Source organism: Mucilaginibacter sp. RCC_168 (genome assembly GCF_041355315.1).
Classification (GTDB): domain Bacteria; phylum Bacteroidota; class Bacteroidia; order Sphingobacteriales; family Sphingobacteriaceae; genus Mucilaginibacter.
Genome location: NZ_JBFUPN010000017.1, coordinates 16,742 through 37,321 on the forward strand (window position 1 = coordinate 16,742; position 20,580 = coordinate 37,321).

Sequence of the window (20,580 nt, forward strand, 5' to 3'; positions counted from 1 at the left end):
ATTAATTATGCCTGATGTAAAGAGCCGATGGCGTAGGATCTACATCCTGAGCCGGAACCGTAGAGGCGCAGGTGGCAGCCAAACCGGCACACCCGTAATCAGCCTTGGCTTCGGCCAGTGAGCGGTTAGGGTCGTAAATACCTCCATCGGCTACCTTTACCTGGTTACCGCTGGCATCTACGGTCTGCCAGTTGAAGTTTACCAGTTTTCCTGCTTTCGCGTCCGAACTGTTCGCAAAAGCCGCAGCAACCCCAATGGTCAATGCGAGGGCGATTAAGCCCGATCTTACTTTTTTCATGGTTATTGTATTAAATCATTGATTACACCGTTAGTCACAGGCAACGGTACCACCTGCTTACGCGCGTGAAAGTTCTTATGACGTGGCCGTTCGTTTATTGTCTAAACGACCGGAGGATCTTCGAAGACAGGAAATAGCCATGAAACCGATCCCGATAAATACCGCGTTAAATACCAGGTGCTGGCCCCAGCTCATGCGGGATATGATGCCACCGCAGGTACAGGGCAATTCCAACCCGGACAATAACATCCCGGTAATATAGATCTCAAAACTGCACAACAGGATAACCGACGCATAAAGCGCCTTCAGCCGGTATACCGGGATCAGCAGTCCGAGCACGGTCAGGCTTTCCATGGCCGGCATTAGCCAGCCCAATACCGGGGCAAGGGATTTCATGAGCGGCAAGGGAGCCAGGCGCATCTGGAATACAAAACGATAATGATCTAAAAACTTACTGACCGCGGTATAGGTAAATAATAAGATCAGCAGGGCGACACCAATTTCTGACAAGACATCCTTTTTCATGGCTATGATTTGGTTATCCAAATTAACAACATAATCAAAGGGTAAAACAGGGAGAAAAGGGTTGTAACAAATCGGAAGTTAATTTTGGCTTAATACGGCTATTTCCTGTTCAACCAGATCTCGTTTAAACTGCGAAACACCCAAAAAGATGTAAAAAAACCTTATTTATATTACAACCCCTTATCCCCCCATGTTTTAAATTATTTACGCAAAACTACTTTCAGGACAGTTCCCGGCTGATGATCTGCTCAATATCTTTTTTGATCGCAAGGTAATTCGCGAAAATCATCTCGTTATCGATCCGTCTCACCCTGGGTAATGGTTTATAAGCTTTTTCCTCTTCCCTGATGGCCTCATGGTCGTTGATGATCTCGTTGTGAAAAACCTTCAAATTAATTTTATTGTCCGGGTCATCCGCTACCAACCCGACAAATTCCCCGGAAGACAGGGTCGCTATTTTCGATGCCGGCACCGCGAAATCCAATTGTGTTGATTTGCTGACGGAGGTATCCTGGCTATTAATCGTGACACTCTGACGTTCCTGCATGATTTTGCCAAAACGCTCACTGAGCTGCTTTGCCGTATCTCCTGTAACCTGTCCGGATATGATATTCCCTACAATGTTCATGATCACTTCCGCCTGTTCCCGGCCGTAGTCTTTTTTTAACTGGCTGTAATCCTGCAGGGCCAATGTGGTTGCCACTTTATTCGAACGGGCCGTAGCGATCACGCTGTCCATGTTATTAAAGTAAATCGTCGGAAACTCGTCCACGACCAGGTTGCATTTCAATTTGTTTTTTTGATTGACGACCTTAATGGTACGTGACATATACAAACTCAAAACCGCTCCGTACACCTGCTGCTTTAAGGGATTGTTACCCAAGCAAATAATTTTCGGATCATCGGGGTTATTCAGGTCCAGGGTAAAATCATTACCTGACAACACATAATACAGGGCCGGTGAGACTAACCGGGCCATGCTGATCTTCGCGCTGGCCACCTGGCCCTCCAACTGATCATAGGCCTCATTCTGCCAGGCGGAAATAAAGGGGTTGATCAGCACCTCTATTTCAGGCTCCATCTTTAATAGGGCAAAGAGATATTTATAATCCACCTGCGCCAGTTCTATCGCATGTGGCAAGGTGCAATACTTGCCATCCTGGTACTTTTTTAAAAACCAGATCAGCGCGGTCACAAAGTTGATCGGTGATTCCACAAAGAAATCTCCCTGTTTCCTGATCCATTCCCGGTTTAGCCCCAGCATAAATGTCCGCGAGGACTCCATCGCGTCGGTGATATCGCCCATGCTTGCAGGTTCCAGGGGATTACAGCGATGTTTGATATTGTCGAAATCGATAAACCAGATACTGGGTTTTACTTTATAATTACCCGCGTATTTTAACAGCGCATTATAAGCGATAACCGACAGGTCGTCGAACTTAAAATCATAGATCAGCATGCTGAATCCTTTTTTGATATGCTGCGTGATAATGTGACGGATAACAAAATAGGACTTGCCCGCGCCGGGGCTACCCATCACCAGGGTGCCCCGGAACGGATTGATGATATTGATCCAGCTGTTCCTGATTTTACCTTTAAAATTATACCGGGCCGGAAGATTGACAGCATATTCATTTTCGAGTTTTCGTTCCTCCTGCGGAAAAGTTTCATTTTCCCGATTGAAAATGTCCTCGTTCAAATTCACATGGAGTATCCGGAACAATATGCTTATGCCGGTTAAAAAAAGCAAAAATCCGGTTAGCGTCACCGAAATATAGAGCGCAGTTATCACTAAGTACGACACCCGGAGTTTAAATAAAATGCCGCTGGCATAGTACAAGGCCAAACCTAAGCCGGACCAGGTTAAGGCATTCAAAAGTTTAAAATTTTCCGCCTTCTTTCCTTTGGTGCCGATCAATGAAATGATCACAAAGCCGATGGCAACCGATTTAGCGAGCAGAGCGCTTTTAAAAACCGGCAAACGATAGAAGTGTGCCAATATCTGGTCGACAATAGGAAGCGATAGGTGTAATTCGTAAAACACGCCATAACAACTGAAATAGAAATGCAGGATCAATATCAGAATTCCGGTAAACCTGATCAGATCAATGATTTTTCTGAGCGCCTGTTCATTTTCTCCTGTTTGCATATGCGTAAGCTTAGAGATTTAATTTCCTGCGTTTTTTCTTCCTTTTTGTCAGCTCCAATTGATTCGGCTCCGATTGATTGGTTTCGTAGGGCATTAATAACTCATCCAGCAAACCCCGCCCGGCAGACCCGGTCCATATCGATGGATCGCCCGGCGATTCCATGTCAACCTTTTCGAAAACCCTGGCGGTAGCTACAAATCTGCTTTCAGCCGTTTTATAGGATAAAGCATTCATTACCCCCGCAGCGCTATAGGCCTTTCCAAGATCGCTCCCGTTAAATACCACTTTGTTCAACTGGTCGACATAGCTTAAGCCATATATCCTGCCCTCGCTGTTTTCCCTGATGACCAGGCTTATACCGGCCCTTTGGAGCTCACTTTCAAACTGCTTCAATGAGCTTGCGTGTGCTATCGCCTGATCAATCTTCGCCTTTAGTTTTTCTTTCAATGGCTTTCGTAAATATTCATTCAGCTTAAACCTGCCCTCCAATAATTTCAACGTGGGCTTTTGATAGATACTACTCGCTTTAATAGGTACGCCAACCTTTTTCCCCCTTGTATCGGTGATCCAGTAATTCAGTCCTCCATTTTTAAACATCACTGATTCTTTGGAACCCCTACCTGCAGTCACCTTATACAAATGCAGAATGGCGTTTAACTCGGACAAGCTGGTAAACCTATAAGACCTGACCACCTCATTCACGACGTTCGTGATCGATCGCTTCGTATCAGATTTACCATACTCCGCCGGCCTGACCGTTACATCACCCACGTGGTCAAGCACCCTTTTTTGATCACTTGCCTTAACTAAGCCAAACTCCATTTCAACCGCTTTCCTGGCCGGTTCAGATTTTAACAGCCCGATATTATTCAGATTGATGCGCTTGCCATCTGCCTGTATGTTGGTTGTCACCACATGTATGTGCGGGTGTCCCGCATCGTTATGTTTGTAGACCAGGTAAGGCTGGTATTCGAACCCGATCCGGGTCATATACGCATGAGCAATAGCCGCCAGCCTATCGTTTTCTATGCATTCGCCGGGATGGAAATTCAGGGACAGGTGCACCGTATTGGTTTTGGTCCGCAGGTTCCTGCCGGCCAGGTCGGTCAGCCTAAAGAGCTTGTCATGAAAGGATAGCGCATTGTCGATTTTGGTATAGCCGTTAGTCCCTATCAATTCCGCCTTACCCGCTCTGACTTTGTGCTCATTATAGTTTAAAGCGCCCGTCAGGCTTTTTCCGCTTTTAATTTTTGCGACCATAGATCGGTGTATTTATTCATTCCTTCTTTGATCTCCGTGATCGATGGCTCCAGCTTTCCCTTGATAAGTGTTAAGAGATCCATCCATAACCTGGTATCCGGAAACCCATGCACACTGTTGATATTCCTGACCGCCTGGTTTAAATTATTACCTACAAAATTCAGTTCCCGCCGGAGCAAAGCCAGCTCCTCCAGTACATCATCCATCGATCTGTCCCGGTGGATAACCGTCACCGGATCACCCAGCAGCAAAGCCCGGTGATATTCGCTCATGGTTTGAAATGATGTCTTGCTGAACTTTTTTTCTAAGCCTTTATATTCATCCAATTTTAAGCGGATGTTCAGCCACCTGACCCGATTTTCTTCCTGCTTATTCATGATTCTAATTTCTAATCAAACCGACTTTGAAGCGTTTGATCATGTCCCCGGACTGACTCCGGAAGGGAGGGCAAGATTAGTTTGTGACACAAACTTACATCTTGCTAACCGCAAAAAGACAGCGGTTTGATCCCATCATCCATTACCACAAGCACCATCTATCATATTATTAATTTTGTCCATTATTTTTAAGGAAATCCTGCAAAGCTCGTATCGTAATACCCTTTTGCGTTATATCGTGTTGAACTCCGTATGCTTTTATTTTCCTTTTAAGATCTCTCGGGATCCAATTATTGAAACGGACCTCTGCCAAATCCGTAGTAGATGCTAGCATAGGCTTTACAGGCAGTACTTGCTGAATAGGTGTTTGAGGTGTTTCTTTTTTTATCTTTTCCGCAAGAGACCCTAATTTTCTTTTATAATCATCCATGGGAGTTACAATTAATGAACATTTGTAAAATGCTATAAATGCAGAAATGAACATTTGAACACTTCTCCATTTGGAGACACCGACAAATGAACATTTAAACAAATCAACATCGCGACAATTGAAGGTTTATTCAAATGAACAATTGAACAAATATTAGAAATTAGATTTATACACTGATCAAATCGACGATTTCTTCTGCAAGGGCGGTGATTTCTTGGATGGCCTTTTCATCGGTACTTTTTAGAATGCCGGACGTCATTGATGACCGTGCCAAACTCACCCTATCAAAAACGCGTGCTTTTAATAGCGGAGTACCCAGCGTACTCAATAACCCGACCACTTCTGTAGTTATCCCGGATCGCGGCTTGATCATATTCAGGACGATGCCAGCTTTTAGCTTTTGATTCTGTGCCTGGGAAAATCTAACCAATGCCAAAGTAGATTTAATAGCCATGACATCAAAAAAACCAGCTTTGGTCGGAACCAGAACATAATCAGAATGGGTAAATAATTCGTTTAAACGATTGGATAAATAAGGCGGCGTGTCTACTACGATCAGATCATAGTCCAGCTTCGAAAGCTCGCTTATTTTTTCCGGAGCCAGAATATCCAGTTCCGGAAAATCTTCTTTGAGATGATAAATGCTTCCCTGCAAATCCGAATCAATCAGGGCCACACTTAATTGATCTTTGAAGCATAATGCTAGGTTCAGTGCCAGCGTACTTTTGCCGACTCCTCCTTTTTGATGTGCCAATGTGATGATCTTTGCCATAATCTTTCATTTTGCTGCAAATGCACATTTGTTCAAATGCAGTTGTGAATATTTGTTCGACAAAGATGAGAAACGACAAGGGGCAATCGCTCCGAGATTATCCGAGTCGGATACGTATTTTTGTGCAAGCAACAATTACCAGATCCGTCGTACTGAGCGTCAAAGAACCCGAAGATCTGCAATGTTTCATCGTTGCTTTTAGCCTAAAAACCAAAAGCGCTACACGGACTTTTAACCTCATATACTTCCTGGTCCATCGGGCGTTCTAAAAGGAATGAGCCCGGTAAAATACCGAGCTCACCTTATGAATAATTAAATTAAGTTCGTCTAACTTTTGGAGTGCACTTCATTTTTACACAGCCCGCTTTCTTTTACAGATACAGCTCAATGATTACATTATACAAAGACGTATCAATCGCCGAAACCGATAACTATTGCTGTGCTAATCCATAGCCATTGGTTACCTTACCTTTGGATTTGCTGATCGTTTCAGATGGAATGGGCCAATAAACTCGTGGTGGGTCACCGGCTGATGTTATGCCCGAAAGAATGTTTCTTTGGTACACGGTAACAGCCTTGGCCAAATCAACTCCCCAGTTAGTTTTGGCATAACCATCAGCCTGTAAAGCAGCCGCTTCTGTACCGGCAGGATCAATATAGCGGAACAAGCCCTGTATGGCTACGTTGTGGGTTGTACCAACTACCTTACTGGCAACAGTGGCATTTGCACTATAATTGTACTGCCCTCTCCACGCCGGATAGGCAGCCGGGTTAGTCAGGGTATCTGTTGCCGCGCAATCATAAGTTAGCGGATTAGTTAATGCAACCCTCTTGATCCATATATAAGCCGGAAAATCATTGCCATTGGCAAAGTGATGGTATCCAAGGGTTTTTATATCGTTAATGGTAGCTGCCATTTCCTGTTGAACTGCAATGGCCCTTTCGGCATAAGTACCCGAACGGATCAGGTCCCAGCGGCGCGTCCCTTCGCCAAGCAGCTCAAGTTTACGCTCCTCCAATATGGCATCTTTTAATGCCTGACCAGCAAGATTAATGTTGTGCTGCGCATTGCCAAAAGCCCGCTGCCTTATCTGGTTAACCAAGGTAACAGCATCATTTTCCCCCAATTCAGCTTTAACTTCGGCCAGCATTAATATAACGTCGGCCATTCTTAAAATAGGCCAGTTTATACCCGATGCCCGCTGAGAGGCTACATTTGGAGTAGCCATACGGTTATCGTCCCATTTATTGGTGGCTATACCTCCCAGGCTTTTACTGCCCGGCGTGAAGGCTATCATCTTTTCATTTCCGTCACCATTGCTTGCAGTAACCGTGGCGCTGGCATCCCTGCGGTGATCTGCATTTTCATACTCACCATAATAAACAGTAGGAATAATACGCAGTGCACCGAAAGTTTTTGTGGGTGCACCTACAGATGATCCCCCATCAGACGGACGGCCAAAAGCATATGGGTATTCGCTGGTGGTTGTCAGCGTACCGCCTTGTATGTTGCCTATTTCAAATATTGATTCGGGGCTCACCGTTAAATCATTAAAATATTGGAAGTGGCGCTGGAACGGGTTGTTGACGTTAGCGCCCCTGCTGTCGGTAGTGATCAAACCAGCTGTGCCTTTGTTGTCAATAGCTTTCTGCAGGTAGGTTTTTGCTGTTTGATAATAGGTGAGGTAATCAGTACGGCGGGCGTATACGCATTTGTTGGCCTCGGTGCCTTTTTTGGTAAAGGTAACGCTTCCGTACAGTCCGCTTACATCAGTACGTATGGTTTGATATCCACCGGCAAAAAGCGCTATCTGACCAATCAAAGCATCGCAAAATGTGCGCGACATACGCTCCTGGTTGATATTGCCCTGACCTATGCTGTACATCAGCGGCTCTGCCTTTTTGAGGCCATCAATCAAGCTATCGTAAATATCAAAGCGTGAGGTTAATGAATAATCACTGACACTTGTATTTTCATAACCGTACGGCACATCGCCAAAATGCAGTGTTAATTGAAAATAACAGAACGCTCTCATGGTTATCGCTTCACCATATAGTTGTGTCCAATCGGTGGTTTTACCGGCGGCAACATCAGCTTTGTAAGCGTCTTTGCCGGCTATAACGTTGGCTAACCTGCTGGCCAGGGCAAGCGTTTGATAAAGTGAGTTAAACCCGGTTGCAACCGCGTCAACCCCTAACTGATCGGAACGGCCAATGGCATTCAGATTATTTGTTGATCCGTCTTCAGGGTAATATTCCGCGTCCGATCCAACGGGATCATTCCAGCGGTAAACGCCCATAATACAATTTTGACGGTAGTTGGAATAGCACCAGGAAAGTGATTTGAATGTTTCAGAAGTTGTTGTGGTAACGAAATTATCATCCACAGTGGATGGCGATGTTACATCCAGATAACTTTTTTTACACTGGGTAAAAGATAGACACAAGGAAACTGCGGCTATATATTTTATATATGTTTTCATGTTTTGCGTTTAAGTTGTTAGAAATTAAGGTTTACTCCTACAACAAATGACCGTGCACGGGGATAGGACCCAAAATCGTAGCCAGTGGTTGGATAAGGCGAACTATTGGCATTGTCATTAACGCCTACTTCCGGGTCGAGCCCGCTGTACCCGGTAATGGTAAGCAGGTTATAAACGCTGCCGTATACACGCAGGCTTCCAATGCCAACTTTTTTCAGCGCTGATTTAGGGACAGTATACCCTAAAGTAAGCGTGTTAAGGCGAAGGAAGGAACCTTTTTCAATGCCCAGTGTTGAGGTAACTCCCGTTTCGCTGTTAGCCAAAGGCAAATCGGCATTTGCGTTTGCCGCATTAAACTCCTCAGGCGTTTGTAACCGAACAAGCTGTCCGTTTACAACATTGTAAATTTTGTAAGCGTTAGCCATGATAGCCAGTTTGTTTTCGTAAACGCCTCCTTCTTTAGGGCCATATAACGACGCCAGTTTATTGGCATTATAAATATCGTTACCGACGCTGTAATTGAAGTTTAGCCCCAGGTCGATATTTTTATACGCGACACTAATATTGAAGCCGCCTGTAAACTTCGGAGTGGTATTGCCAATAACAGAAAGGTCTTTATCGTCTATTTTGCCGTCGTTATTCAAGTCTTTATACTTAGGCAGGCCTGGATAAGCGATTTGGCCGGTCGGACGATCTGTTCCGGTGGCAAGTCCGTGGACTACGCCGCCCGAAACGCTTGTAAGATCGGGCACACCGGTTTTTAGCGTATACAAGCCATTGTTGTAGGTGAAATCATTTGGGGTGTAAAAGCCATCATAAGTTAAGCCGCGTACCAGACCAACAGGCCGGCCCACTACAAGCTGGTAATCAGATGCCGGGTAAGTTGCGCTGCCTGCCCAACTTGAACCGTAGAGCCCGGTCACGTTATCGGCAAGCTTGTCTACCTTGTTTTTATTGAAAGTAATGTTACCGCCTGCAGTAACCCTCCAATTTTGGTTTTTGAATACGGTACCTAAAAGCGACAGTTCTACGCCCCGGTTACTTATTTGCCCGATATTGGCATATGTGTAAGTAAAGCCCGTAACACCGGGTATGGTAGTTTGGGTAAGTACGTCTTTAGTGGTATTCCAATATACATCAACGGTACCCGATAACTTATCACCAAACAAACTAAAATCCGTTCCAATATCGCGGGTAATGGTAGTTTCCCATTTCAAATTTGGATTAGATAAAACGTTAGGGTTGCTTAATGAATACGCGGCAAGGGTAGTGTGGTTAATGTCGTACTGGTTTCTTGGATCAGTCACAGAACCCCATGATTGTGTGTTAAGTCCCGTAGGGATATTATTATTACCAACGGCACCGAAAGAAGCGCGAAGTTTCCAGTTATCCACCCAGTTAACATTTTTCATGAAGGGTTCCTGCGATATCCTCCATGCAAACGCGCCGCCCGGGAAATATCCCCAGCGGTTATTTCCCGCAAACCTGGAAGAACCGTCGGCACGGAATGTGAGTGTCAATAAATACTTGTCCATGAAGTTATACATGGCACGGGCAAAGTATGAATTAAGACGGTCGGGGGTATTTACGCTGGATGAAAATGCGAATGAGTTTTTTGTCCTGTCGTATTGGTTGATCTGGGCAAAAGCTGTTTGCTCGGTAAAGTTTGACGGAAAGTAATTTGCCTGTATAGAAATACCGGTACCTCCCGAATTGAAGAATTCCGTACCTGCCAATAAACTGATTTTATTATCCTTATTAATATTAAACTCATAGCCCAATGTGTTTGCCCAGCGCAGGCCCCAGCTGTCGTTTTTGCGATAGTCGGCATTACCGGCATACAATTTATTACCGGTTGCATCATCGATATAGCCATTATAAGTAGCGCCAGACCAGTATTTACGCTGTGTCCAGGTGCCGTTTCCGCTAAAATCGGTATGGTAGGTTAAGCCTTTAATGATCACCCAGTTCAATGACGCTATCCCCACAAAGTTTGAGGAAAGACTAAGTGGGTCGTAGTCACTGATACGTGCTACAGGACTATAGCTATCCCATAAAGCATTTTTACCGTATTGCGATATATTGTTGCTTGCTGTTAATGCAGACAAGCCGCCTAAAATATGGTTGGTGGCAATAGGGCGAAAGCGATAGGCAGAAGATAATATTGACCCGCTGCCGCTGGTAACACCTTCATCGCCAAGTGTTGGCGTATTGGCATAGCGGGTGTTAATGTCAAACGTAACATTATCAAATATTTTTTGGGTAAGTTTAAACGCTGCTGTTGCCCGGCGCTGATATGATTGCAGTTTCATACCCTCATCATCACTGTAAGTGGCGGAGAACAGTACTTTTGTTTTATCAGTGCCGCCTGTTATGGTAAGGGCATGGTTCCATGATACCGATTGTTTGTAAGCTTGTTTTTGGATATCATCTGTTGCAAGGTTCCGGTAACTCTCTATTCCACCGGAATTGCTGCCGGCATTTGCGCCCAGGCCGTATAATTGTTCAAAAGGTGTTTGATAAGCGCTTCCGTTTGCGGCCGCGTTAGCCCACACATATTGCAGGTAATCATAAGGGTTTAACGCCTGTAAATATTTGTTTGGCCTGTTAATTTTAACATAGCCATTATAGCTTACGTTGGTTTTGCCCGCTTTTGCCGATTTGGTTGTAACAAGTACTACGCCGTTAGCACCGCGTGAACCATAGATGGCTGCGGATGAGGCGTCTTTTAACACGTCAATACTTTCTACCTGGTCACCGGGGATATCATTTAAATTGCCGGGTACACCATCAATAAGTACCAGTGCCTGGTTACTTTGCGATATGGAGGTCCCGCCGCGTACACGGATGTTAACACCTGCACCCGGGCGGCCATCCTGCGAGGTAATGTTTACCCCCGGCAACTTACCCTGCATGGCCTGCGCTATGTTAGGAACCGGTGTGGCCGCGATGTCTTTTCCGCTAACCGAAGCCACCGCACCGGTTAAATCGCGCCTTTTAACCGTACCGTAGCCGATAACCACAATTTCATTCAGCTCTTTTTGGCTTCCGGCCAGCGATATGTTAATGGTTGTGCGGTTGTTGATGCTTTCTTCGATGGAGGCATAGCCGATAAAAGAAAAAATCAGTATGCCCTGGCCGGTTTTAACTTTTAAGTTGTAATGGCCATTCGCATCGGTAGTTGTGCCCGTTGGTGTACCTTTAAGGGTTATGTTTACACCGGGCAATGTCCGGTCATGTTCGTCTTTAACGGTACCGCTCACTGTTTTGTCTGTCTGGCCAAACAGCTGGCAAGTCATCGCCAGCAAAAAAAAGATGCTGAGCACTAAGCTTCGGTTAAGAAGCCTGATCTTTTGCCGCCCGTACCCGGCATTGGATAGTAATTGTTCAGGTAAATTCATTATTAATTGGTTTGATAATTTGGTTTATAAATTAGAAGGACTGAATTAAACAATGCAGGCAAAGCGAACAACAATCTGCCTGTTTTTTATCAGTAAAGAGGCGCCGGTTACCTTTGCAATATGTTTACGCTGCAACGGCTGTATTTCTCGGTCTGCATTTTTAGCGGAACCAGAGGTTAGGTGGGTGTTGTGATTGCACATGAATAAAACACCGCGCAATAATTGTTGGAAAAAAAAGTAAAATTTTTCTCATAGCAAAAAAGTTAAGGCGCCGGCTATTGGTTGTTGCCGGGAAGTTTAAAATTGGTTATAATTATTGATCAGCTTCGATGCCCTGATAAACCAGGTGATCGGTAGTGTTAAAAACAAACCTATATAAATACCTCCCGCAACAGGGTTGAAATTTGGCCAAAAAGGTTTAAAATTAGTTCAACAAGGGCGTGTTTGTGCTTAAAGGGCAATTGGGTGCGTTTTTAGCCCTTGGTTTTCGCGTGGGTTTCAGCATATCTGGAACTGACAGGATGCCGTGGGGCTATCGAATGATCTCTTGAGATGGCTTTGGCATTTTTTGATAATCGGAGGGAGAGATATTGAACTTTGCTTTAAAACAGGTAGCAAAGTATTTAGGGCTGTTAAACCCTACGGCATACGCTATTTGGGAGATGTTATCGCTACCGGCATCCAGTAATTGCTGCGCCCGCAAAAGCCTGTGATCGCGAACAAATTCAACAGGGCTGAGCTGGGTAAGACTTTTCAGTTTGCGATAAAAGGTTTGTCTTGACATGTTGATCACTTCGGCAACCGACTCGATATTAAAATCAGGGTTATCCATCCCTGCGTCAATCAATTCTAACACCTTTTTTAAAAATATTTCATCTTTTGATGTTACTATAATATCCCCCGGATTTAAACTCACTACTGCCTTACCGGTCATCAGTTCATTAACCAGCCTCCTCCGCCGTTCTATAATATTTTTAAGGGTAGTTAACAAAAAGCTGGTATCAAAAGGCTTTGTAATGTAGTAATCGGCACCGTAACTTAAACCCGCTATCTGGCTTTCAACAGCTGTTTTAGCGGTAAGTAATACTACCGGGATGTGGCTGGTAGCAGCGTCATTCCTTATTTTACCCAATAGCTCTAATCCATCCATCCGCGGCATCATTACATCACTTAAAATCACATCGGGCTGTAGTTTTAATATTTTTTCCCAACCTTCAACGCCATTGGCAGCAGTTTCTATACGGTACTTGCCGCTTAACTGCATCCTGATCAATTCGCGCATATCCTGGTTATCTTCTACCAAAATTAGTAAAGGCTCATTGTGTACGATTTGTTCATTTTTAAGGTCTGCATGGGGTGGCTGTAACAATGCGGGCCTTGGTTTGCCTTCAGGCACTGAAGCATCAACCGGGGCTATGGTTTTAACCGCATTTACCGGCAAGGTTACCCGTACCCAACAGCCTCCCGGCTCACCGTTCTGCGCGCTGATGGTTCCCTGGTGAAGTTCAACCAATTCTTTCGATAAGGCCAGCCCAATGCCCGTGCCCTTTAAATGGCCGGTATTAGGGTGTGAGCCTTCGGTATAAAGATCAAATAAGCTATCGATCTCAGATGGCAGTACTCCGCACCCTTCATCGGTAATATCAATTATCATATCGCCGGTGTCCTTCATCTGCAAGTGCACTGTGATTTTTTTTCTTTCGGGGGTAAACTTATAGGCGTTGGCGATCAGGTTATATAATACGGTCTCTATTTTTTCGGGGTCAAGCCAAACCATGGCCGTATCTACATCTGTTTTAAAGGCAAATTCAATATTTTTCAGTTGCCGCATCTCTTCAAAATAACCGGCTACATCTGCAATAAGCTCTACCATATTGATAGCCGAAAGATTTAATTTTGCCTTGCCGCTTTGCACCTTCCTGAACTCCAGTAACTGGTTTACAAAACGGACCATACGGTTTGCGTTGCGCTGAATAATTGTCAGGTATTGACGATCGTCCCTGCTAAGGTAAGATCGTTGAACAAGCTCATTGATGGGATTGATAATAAGCGTAAGCGGAGTACGCAGCTCGTGCGAAATATTGGTAAAAAAACTCAGCTTTAACTCGGTCATTTTCTGCTCAACGGCCACCTTTTGCTTTAACTTCAGCACAGTTAAAGCGTTTTGTCTGATAGCAGCCAGGATTGCGCAAATGATGATGGCATAAATAATATATGCCCACCAGCTTGCCCAGGGCGCGGCAAGCACCGTAATGGCCAGGCTTTTATAAGGAACGTTTATAAACCTGTCGGGATCATTGCATTTTATCTCGAAAGTATAATTACCCGCGGGGAGGTTGGTATAAGTAACCCGTTGTTGGTCGCTGTCCTCATGCCATTCATTGTCGAACCCTTTTAAACGATAAGCGATGGTTAGGTGGTTACCCGAGCGATAATCCAAAACAGCATAGTCCAGGCTGAAAATATTTTGATCATGCTTTAATCTGACACCATCAGCGTAGTTGATATCGCGATCAAGGATCCGGGTGCTATCTTTGATGGCCACATCCCGGTTGTTCACCAGCAGGTTGGTTAGCACTAAATTTACTTTAATCGCATCGTTCTTGACCTGGCCCGGATCGAAAATCATATAGCCTCTTACCGCGCCGAATACCAGTTTGCCATCTTTTGTTGCCTGGCATGAACTTTCAGAAAACCCCTTTTTAGGAATGCCATCATACGAATTGAAATTCTTAAACTTACGGGTATTCAGATCAAACATGGATAAACCGGCCTTGGTAGCCAGCCATAAATGATGATATCCATCGCCGATACAGCTCATGACATAGTCATTGGCCAAACCTTGTTTTGAAGTGTATGCTTTAAACTTTTGCAAACCGGTTTGCGGATCGCTAACAGCCAGGTTTAACCCGCCGCCAGACGTTACAAGCCACATTTGGTTTTTGCTATCGCGATAAATATGCTGAATATCGTTGTTACCCAGGCTTTGAGGGTTGCCGGGTGTTTTTTTGTAAGTTTCGTATAAAAGTTTACCGTTTTTATAATTCAGGATCACCAGCCCGCCTGTGGCTGCTATCCATAAGCGCCCGTTTGCATCCATTGCCAAATGCCTTATTTTAAGACAGGTTTGCGGGTACCCGGTTCCGTTGTCAGAAAGCCTGGTAAATGAAACATTCCCATTGTTCCTGCTGAGCAAACATAGCCCATTATCAAACGTACCTATCCAGATGTGGCCTTCCTTGTCTTCTTTTATCGAATAAATTTCGTCGCTGTTAATGGATGCCGGGTTGGAGGGATCATAGCGGTAGTTTATCAGCCGGTAATGAAGTTCTGAAGGATCGGTAGGTATGGCCTGATATAAGCCTTTGGTTTTAGTACCCATCCAAATAACCCCGTTACGGTCCTGGGTAATACAATACACCCCGCCAATATTCTGCTCTACAAAATTGGCGAAAGTAACCGGTAGCTGTTTCCCGTTTTTGTAAACTAAAACCTGCCCGTTTTTTAATCCAAACCATAACCTGTTTTGTCGGTCGGCACAAATTCCTCTCACCTCATTATCCGATTGGAAATCGGCATGCTCATTTAGTAAACTGGTTTGAAAAACACTTGGCGGGAAAATTATTTTTTCAATGCCATGTTCATCTGTATGCAGCCAGAAGATACCGGCAGGGTCATAATATACGGTAGTTACAAGGTTTGAAAAACGACGGTTATTTGAACCTGGTTCATTATAAAAGTAGTTAAACTGTTTTGAAACGTTATCATAATAGCCAAACCCACCATCTCTGAGCACACACCAAACAACACCGTTTTTATCTTCTATCACCTTAAAGTGATTCGCAAAATTGTTTTTTTTGGCATCGTTCTTTTGAACAAATGTTGTGAATTTTTGAGTCAGTAGATCAAAGCGAATAACTCCTTTTATGCGCGGTTCAATCCAAAGCGCGCCCGAATTGTCTTCAAAAATCGTATGTAATGACTCGCCTGCTTGATAAACCGTGCGCGATAACAGGCCAATTCCTATAGTAAATGATAGCAGTTCGCCGTTGCCTGTTGTTAAATAAGCTTTTTTATGGCTGCGGTTAACCAGTATCGCGTTTATATCGGCAGTACTTATTCTCTGTTTCGAGAACTGTTTTTCCTGTTTATCATATAGGTACAAGGTGCCGCTTCTTGTGCCAAAAAATAATTGCGATTTGCTTTCGGCAACACAGGTAAATGCTTCTTCAGCATGTTTATCTAAATCGGCTATTTCATAGCTACCGTTTTTTTGCCGCTTTTCAAGGCATAGAAGACCGTGTTCTGTGCCTATCCATTTCTTTCCTTCACTATCCCCGTAAAAAAATTTATACTTTTTTGAAGGCTGCTCCGGGGCTGTTGTGGCGCTTTGACCATAACTCCTGTAGCTTATCCCCGCGGTATTGATCCCGCTAACGCAAAAAATTCCGTTGTTTATTGTGCTAACCCACAGGGCGTCCTGATCCAGTGATAAGATCTTATCAAAAATGATCTTCTCTTTGAGGTTGAGGATAACAGCGAGTGAAAGAAAACGGCCGGTTTTTTTATCGAAACGATAGATCTGGGAATCATAAGCTTTGATCCAAAGATGATCGTAATTGTCTTCAGTAATCTGATCGATGCGGTTATTATTGATTTGCGATGAATCGCCGGCTAATGATTTGAAGACGGTAAATTTACGTCCATCAAAGCGGTTAAGGCCATCCCAGGTGCCAAACCACATATATCCCTGCTTGTCTTTAAATATTGATGTAATAACGTCATGAGATAAGCCGTCTTCGGTTGAGTAATGTTCTGTTATGCAATGCATTTGGCCAAAAGCAGATCCGGTTAATAACCAAAGCAAAAACATGCATAAAAAACACCTGAGCTTCATATGATTTCTACCTCAAAAAATATTCACTTACAATTAGGCTATACCGGCGGATTGCCGCAACACCGTTAAATCTATAAATTTTATTTTGCTTATTATATCTCCGGGTGTTCACTGAAACATCAAACAATTTATTACCCGATAATTATTTGTCAATAGGCGTAACCCTAAACCAGTCAAAATCAGCATACCCCGAATCGTTGATCTGTGTATCGCGCATGCAGAATATGCCAACCTTAGCGCCTATCCATCGCCCAACTTCGGCGTGAAACGTTTCGCCAACATTGATGAACGTTTGCCCATCTGTACTGTAGCTAAAATCGCACTTAGCCCCGGCGCTTACTTTTACACGCAGCCATACCGTAGGCTTATCCAGTTTAGCAATGGTCTTCTCTTCTTCGGCGTTACCTTTATCGGCATCTTTGCAATGATCAAACACCAGGTATACGCCATCTTTTTTATTTTTAACCGCTATGCCGGCATAGCTGAAACCCATGATGGCTAAGCCGGCTTTTTCTTCCAATTTAACATTGGGAGTAAAGGTCATTTTGGTTGTAGCCGCAAATTCGTCGGCCATAAACTTCTGTAGCAGCACATTTCCGGCGCCCCAAAGGTTTTTAGCGCCCTCTGGCATCTTACCCGAATAAAGCCTTAGCGCGCCTTTGCCCGGGTTCATATAATACCAGCTGGCCTGCGCGTTAGCCATCCACTGCCATTGCAAGCCGAGGGTGGTTCCGTTAAACTCATCGCTTTCAACCGGTGTTTCGATAGGGTAGGTTTTACCAACATTTGGCTTTTTGTAAACCAGTACGGGCTCGCCTTTACCATCGCCGTCTTTATCTGTACCTATTACCGGCCAGTTATTTTTCCAAACCATAGGCTGCAGGTGTACTACGCGGCCGTATTGTTCTTTATCCTGAAAGTGCAGGAACCAGTCTTCGCCGGTTTGGGTAGTTACCCAGGCACCCTGATGCGGGCCATTAACAGTTGTTTTACCCTGATCCATCACTACTTTACGCTCATAGGGGCCATAAATATTTTTTGACCTTAATACCAGCTGCCACCCGGCAGGCACCCCTCCAGCCGGTGCAAAAATGTAGTAATACCCATTCCGCTTGTAAAATTTAGGCCCCTCAATGGTTGGGTCGGTTTCGTGGCCATCATAAACTATTACGCCGGTATCAGTTACTTTGGTGCCATCCGCATTCAGCTTATTTACAGCGATAACACTTTTAATACCCGCACGGCTGCCGGCAAAGCCATGCACCAGGTACATCTGGCCGTCATCATCCATCAGCGGGCAGGGGTCAATCAAACCTTTGCCTGCGTAAACCATTACGGGGTTGCTCCAGGACCCGGCCGCGTTTTTGGCTTTTATAAGGTAAATGCCATAATCTGGATCTGGATAATACAGGTAAAACTCACCTTTGTAATAACGTAATGCGGGCGCCCAAACGCCATCCCCGTGACGCGGAATATCGAAATGATCAAACGGAGGCTGGCGTAACAGGGCGTGGCCAATGATACGCCAGTTTACCAGATCTTTTGAATACAATACGGGCAACCCCGGTATATCCTCAAAACTGGAAGAAACAAGATAAAAGTCATCGCCTACGCGTATCGCGTCCGGATCGGAATAATCGGCATTCAGCACCGGGTTTTTATAGGTGCCATTGCCCTGGTCGGCAACCCACACTTTAGATCTATAGTTACTTTTTGCAACAGGTTTTACCTGCGCGTTTGCAAAAGGTATAGCGGCGGCAAAAGCCAGTATGCAGATGGTGTTTTTCATAATTATTTAGCTTCCGGGTCCCAGTTATCACTGCCGCCAAGGATGTTTTTAATGGTATATTGTTTTGCCTCCCGGTCCGTTAGCTGGTGCGACCACTGTACCCGGCCTTTAGGGTTAGCGCCCGGTCCGGCATTTTTATATTCGGCATAATAGGCAGTCTTTTCCTTGTCAGGGAACATGCTGTCGCCTTTCCACGGGTCCCAGCCCTGGGGAACGATGTGTGCGCCCATTTCGGTATTCAGAAATACCGTTTTAGCGTATGATCTCCAGGGCCTGCCCAGGTATGCCTTATTTACCGATTCATCAGCGATCAGCTTACAGTTCATCAGCACATAACCATATTTTTGCAAAGAAGTGGTGGCCGCTGCCGTAATATAGGAGTTGACCAGGCTTTTAATAATGCAGCGCTGGAAAACAACGGTAGCTTCGCCAAACAGAAAATCTGTAGTGCCTTCAATATAACAATCCTGAAATAGCTCACGCGATGTAGCCGTAGCGGTATACAGCGTATCCTGGTTGCCCAGCAGCTTACAGTTATGCACAATGCAGCGGTCGCCTTCAATATGCAGCGCCACGGCTTGTCCTACCCGGCCGGCCGAATTGATGATGGTCAGGTTTTCTGCCATGAAATTATTGCCGGCAACCAGTACTGTGTAGGAGGTGTAAGTTGAAAATTTATCCCTGCCAAAGGCATCTTTACCGCCAGGTACGGGTTTGCCCGAATAGTCATCATTGGTGATAATGGTATTTTCCTTATTCTCACCAATAAGTGAGATATGTGTTTTCCACGATGGTATTACCAGCTTTTCGTGATAGATACCTTTTTTGATGTGGATAGGTACCTGTATAGCACCCAGATCACGAACAGCGTTTACCGCTTCCTGTATGGATTTAAAATCGCCGCTGCCATCCTGCGCCACAGTTATTTCTTTATAAACCTTAGTAACAGGCTGAGCATGGCAAACAGCAACTGCTGCCAGCAACAACAAGCCAAGTATGACCTTTTTCATATGATGTTATTTTGTCCCTTTCAACCATTCAATTTCTGTAGCGGCGAGTATAAAAGCGCCCACACCTTTGGCGTCATTGGTAATTACCTTTTCACTCAGGTAATAAGCGTAGCTGCCATCACGGTAAGGCTTTCCGCCCAGGCCACCCACCTGAACCGTGCCATCCAACGCCAAAAGGCCCTTGTCATCGGTACGGATAAATTTTTTAATAATACCTGCATACCCTTTTTGTGCTACAGGTATATAGTTTGCCGGCAGATATTTTTGACGCAGAGCCTTAGCCAGCGTATACACAAACATACATGATACAGACGCTTCCTGGTAATTACCTTTTTCAGTGCCTTTGTCCAGTACTTCGTACCAGAGCCCGGTAGGCTGATCCTGCCAGCGCTGCACTGCCGCGGCATAACGCTGCAAGATGGCCAGCAGTTCCTTACGCCTTGGATGATCAGCCGGAAATTGATCCAAAGCATCAACCAGCGCCATACCGTACCAGCCCATGGCCCGCCCCCAAAAGTTTGGCGAACGGCCGGTTTGCGGATCGGCCCAGCGCTCTTTCTTTGATGCGTCCCAGGCGTGGTACAGCAATCCTGTTTTTTCGTCCCGCGAATGTTTTTCCATTAATATAAACTGCCGGGCAATATCATTGAAAGCAGTATCCTCATGAAAAGTGGCCGCATATTCGGCGTAAAACGGCCCGGCCATATACAGCCCATCCAGCCACATTTGGTTCGGGTAACGTTTTTTATGCCAGAAACCACCATCAAATGTACGGGGCTGTGTACGCAATTGTTCGCGCAATATTTGTACCGCTTTCAGGTATTTATCCTCATGTGTTTGCCGGTAAAGCATCAGCACATTGCGGCCGCAAAGGATAAAATCGAGGTTATGATCGGCCAGGTTATAGGTACGGATACTGCCATCGGGCTGTACGAATTTATCCATACAGTGCTTTATAAAATCGAAATATTGCTTGTCGCCGGTTTGATGCCAGATATTTTCAAATCCCTTCAATATAACACCCTGGTCATAAGTCCACCTATTGCCTGTGGGCAGGCTGTCTTTCCAGATAGTCATCACCGTGTGGGCCATTTGCTGAGAATAGGGCCTGGCGGATTGTGCGCTGACCGCTTGAGCTGTTAACAATATAAAACCAAGTATTTGCAGGCGTAAAAAGCTTTTCATCAT

At 44.9% G+C, this 20,580-nt stretch carries 13 protein-coding genes; all 13 read right to left on the minus strand.

Going from position 1 to position 20,580, the window contains the following annotated elements; translation table 11 throughout:
• Window position 1 precedes the first annotated feature (1 nt).
• Window positions 2-298, minus strand: a complete 297-nt coding sequence (locus tag AB6735_RS16875; protein ID WP_090463554.1) for a hypothetical protein — start codon at window positions 296-298, stop codon at window positions 2-4.
• A gap of 75 nt (window positions 299-373) precedes the next feature.
• Window positions 374-823, minus strand: coding sequence for a MauE/DoxX family redox-associated membrane protein (locus AB6735_RS16880; protein WP_143013802.1), 450 nt, complete (start codon window positions 821-823; stop codon window positions 374-376).
• 220 nt (window positions 824-1,043) lie between these two features.
• Window positions 1,044-2,972 (minus strand): conjugal transfer protein MobC, encoded by a 1,929-nt coding sequence (mobC, locus tag AB6735_RS16885; protein WP_090463548.1) that lies wholly within the window; start codon window positions 2,970-2,972, stop codon window positions 1,044-1,046.
• Window positions 2,973-2,982: 10 nt separating this feature from the next.
• Window positions 2,983-4,233: a relaxase/mobilization nuclease domain-containing protein gene (locus AB6735_RS16890; RefSeq protein ID WP_090463545.1), complete on the minus strand. Its 1,251-nt coding sequence runs from the start codon at window positions 4,231-4,233 to the stop codon at window positions 2,983-2,985.
• Window positions 4,200-4,610 carry a hypothetical protein gene (locus AB6735_RS16895; protein ID WP_090463542.1) on the minus strand — a complete coding sequence of 137 codons (411 nt, stop codon included), beginning with the start codon at window positions 4,608-4,610 and terminating at the stop codon, window positions 4,200-4,202. The genes AB6735_RS16890 and AB6735_RS16895 overlap by 34 nt, the downstream gene beginning before the upstream one ends.
• A 169-nt stretch (window positions 4,611-4,779) precedes the next feature.
• Complete coding sequence (locus AB6735_RS16900; RefSeq protein ID WP_143013801.1) at window positions 4,780-5,040, minus strand: hypothetical protein; 261 nt, start codon at window positions 5,038-5,040, stop codon at window positions 4,780-4,782.
• A 166-nt stretch (window positions 5,041-5,206) separates the two neighbouring features.
• Window positions 5,207-5,812, minus strand: a complete 606-nt coding sequence (locus tag AB6735_RS16905) for a ParA family protein (protein WP_090463536.1) — start codon at window positions 5,810-5,812, stop codon at window positions 5,207-5,209.
• A gap of 431 nt (window positions 5,813-6,243) precedes the next feature.
• Window positions 6,244-8,295 carry a RagB/SusD family nutrient uptake outer membrane protein gene (locus tag AB6735_RS16910; RefSeq protein ID WP_090463533.1) on the minus strand — a complete coding sequence of 684 codons (2,052 nt, stop codon included), beginning with the start codon at window positions 8,293-8,295 and terminating at the stop codon, window positions 6,244-6,246.
• Window positions 8,296-8,312: 17 nt separating this feature from the next.
• On the minus strand, window positions 8,313-11,696 hold the full coding sequence (locus tag AB6735_RS16915) for a SusC/RagA family TonB-linked outer membrane protein (protein WP_370997013.1): 3,384 nt from the start codon (window positions 11,694-11,696) through the stop codon (window positions 8,313-8,315).
• Window positions 11,697-12,228: 532 nt separating this feature from the next.
• Window positions 12,229-16,527, minus strand: coding sequence for a two-component regulator propeller domain-containing protein (locus AB6735_RS16920; protein ID WP_370997014.1), 4,299 nt, complete (start codon window positions 16,525-16,527; stop codon window positions 12,229-12,231).
• A 208-nt stretch (window positions 16,528-16,735) separates the two neighbouring features.
• On the minus strand, window positions 16,736-18,382 hold the full coding sequence (locus AB6735_RS16925) for a glycoside hydrolase 43 family protein (RefSeq protein WP_370997015.1): 1,647 nt from the start codon (window positions 18,380-18,382) through the stop codon (window positions 16,736-16,738).
• 2 nt (window positions 18,383-18,384) lie between these two features.
• On the minus strand, window positions 18,385-19,392 hold the full coding sequence (locus tag AB6735_RS16930) for a pectinesterase family protein (RefSeq protein ID WP_090463524.1): 1,008 nt from the start codon (window positions 19,390-19,392) through the stop codon (window positions 18,385-18,387).
• Between the two features lie 6 nt (window positions 19,393-19,398).
• Window positions 19,399-20,580 carry a glycoside hydrolase family 105 protein gene (locus AB6735_RS16935; RefSeq protein ID WP_090463521.1) on the minus strand — a complete coding sequence of 394 codons (1,182 nt, stop codon included), beginning with the start codon at window positions 20,578-20,580 and terminating at the stop codon, window positions 19,399-19,401.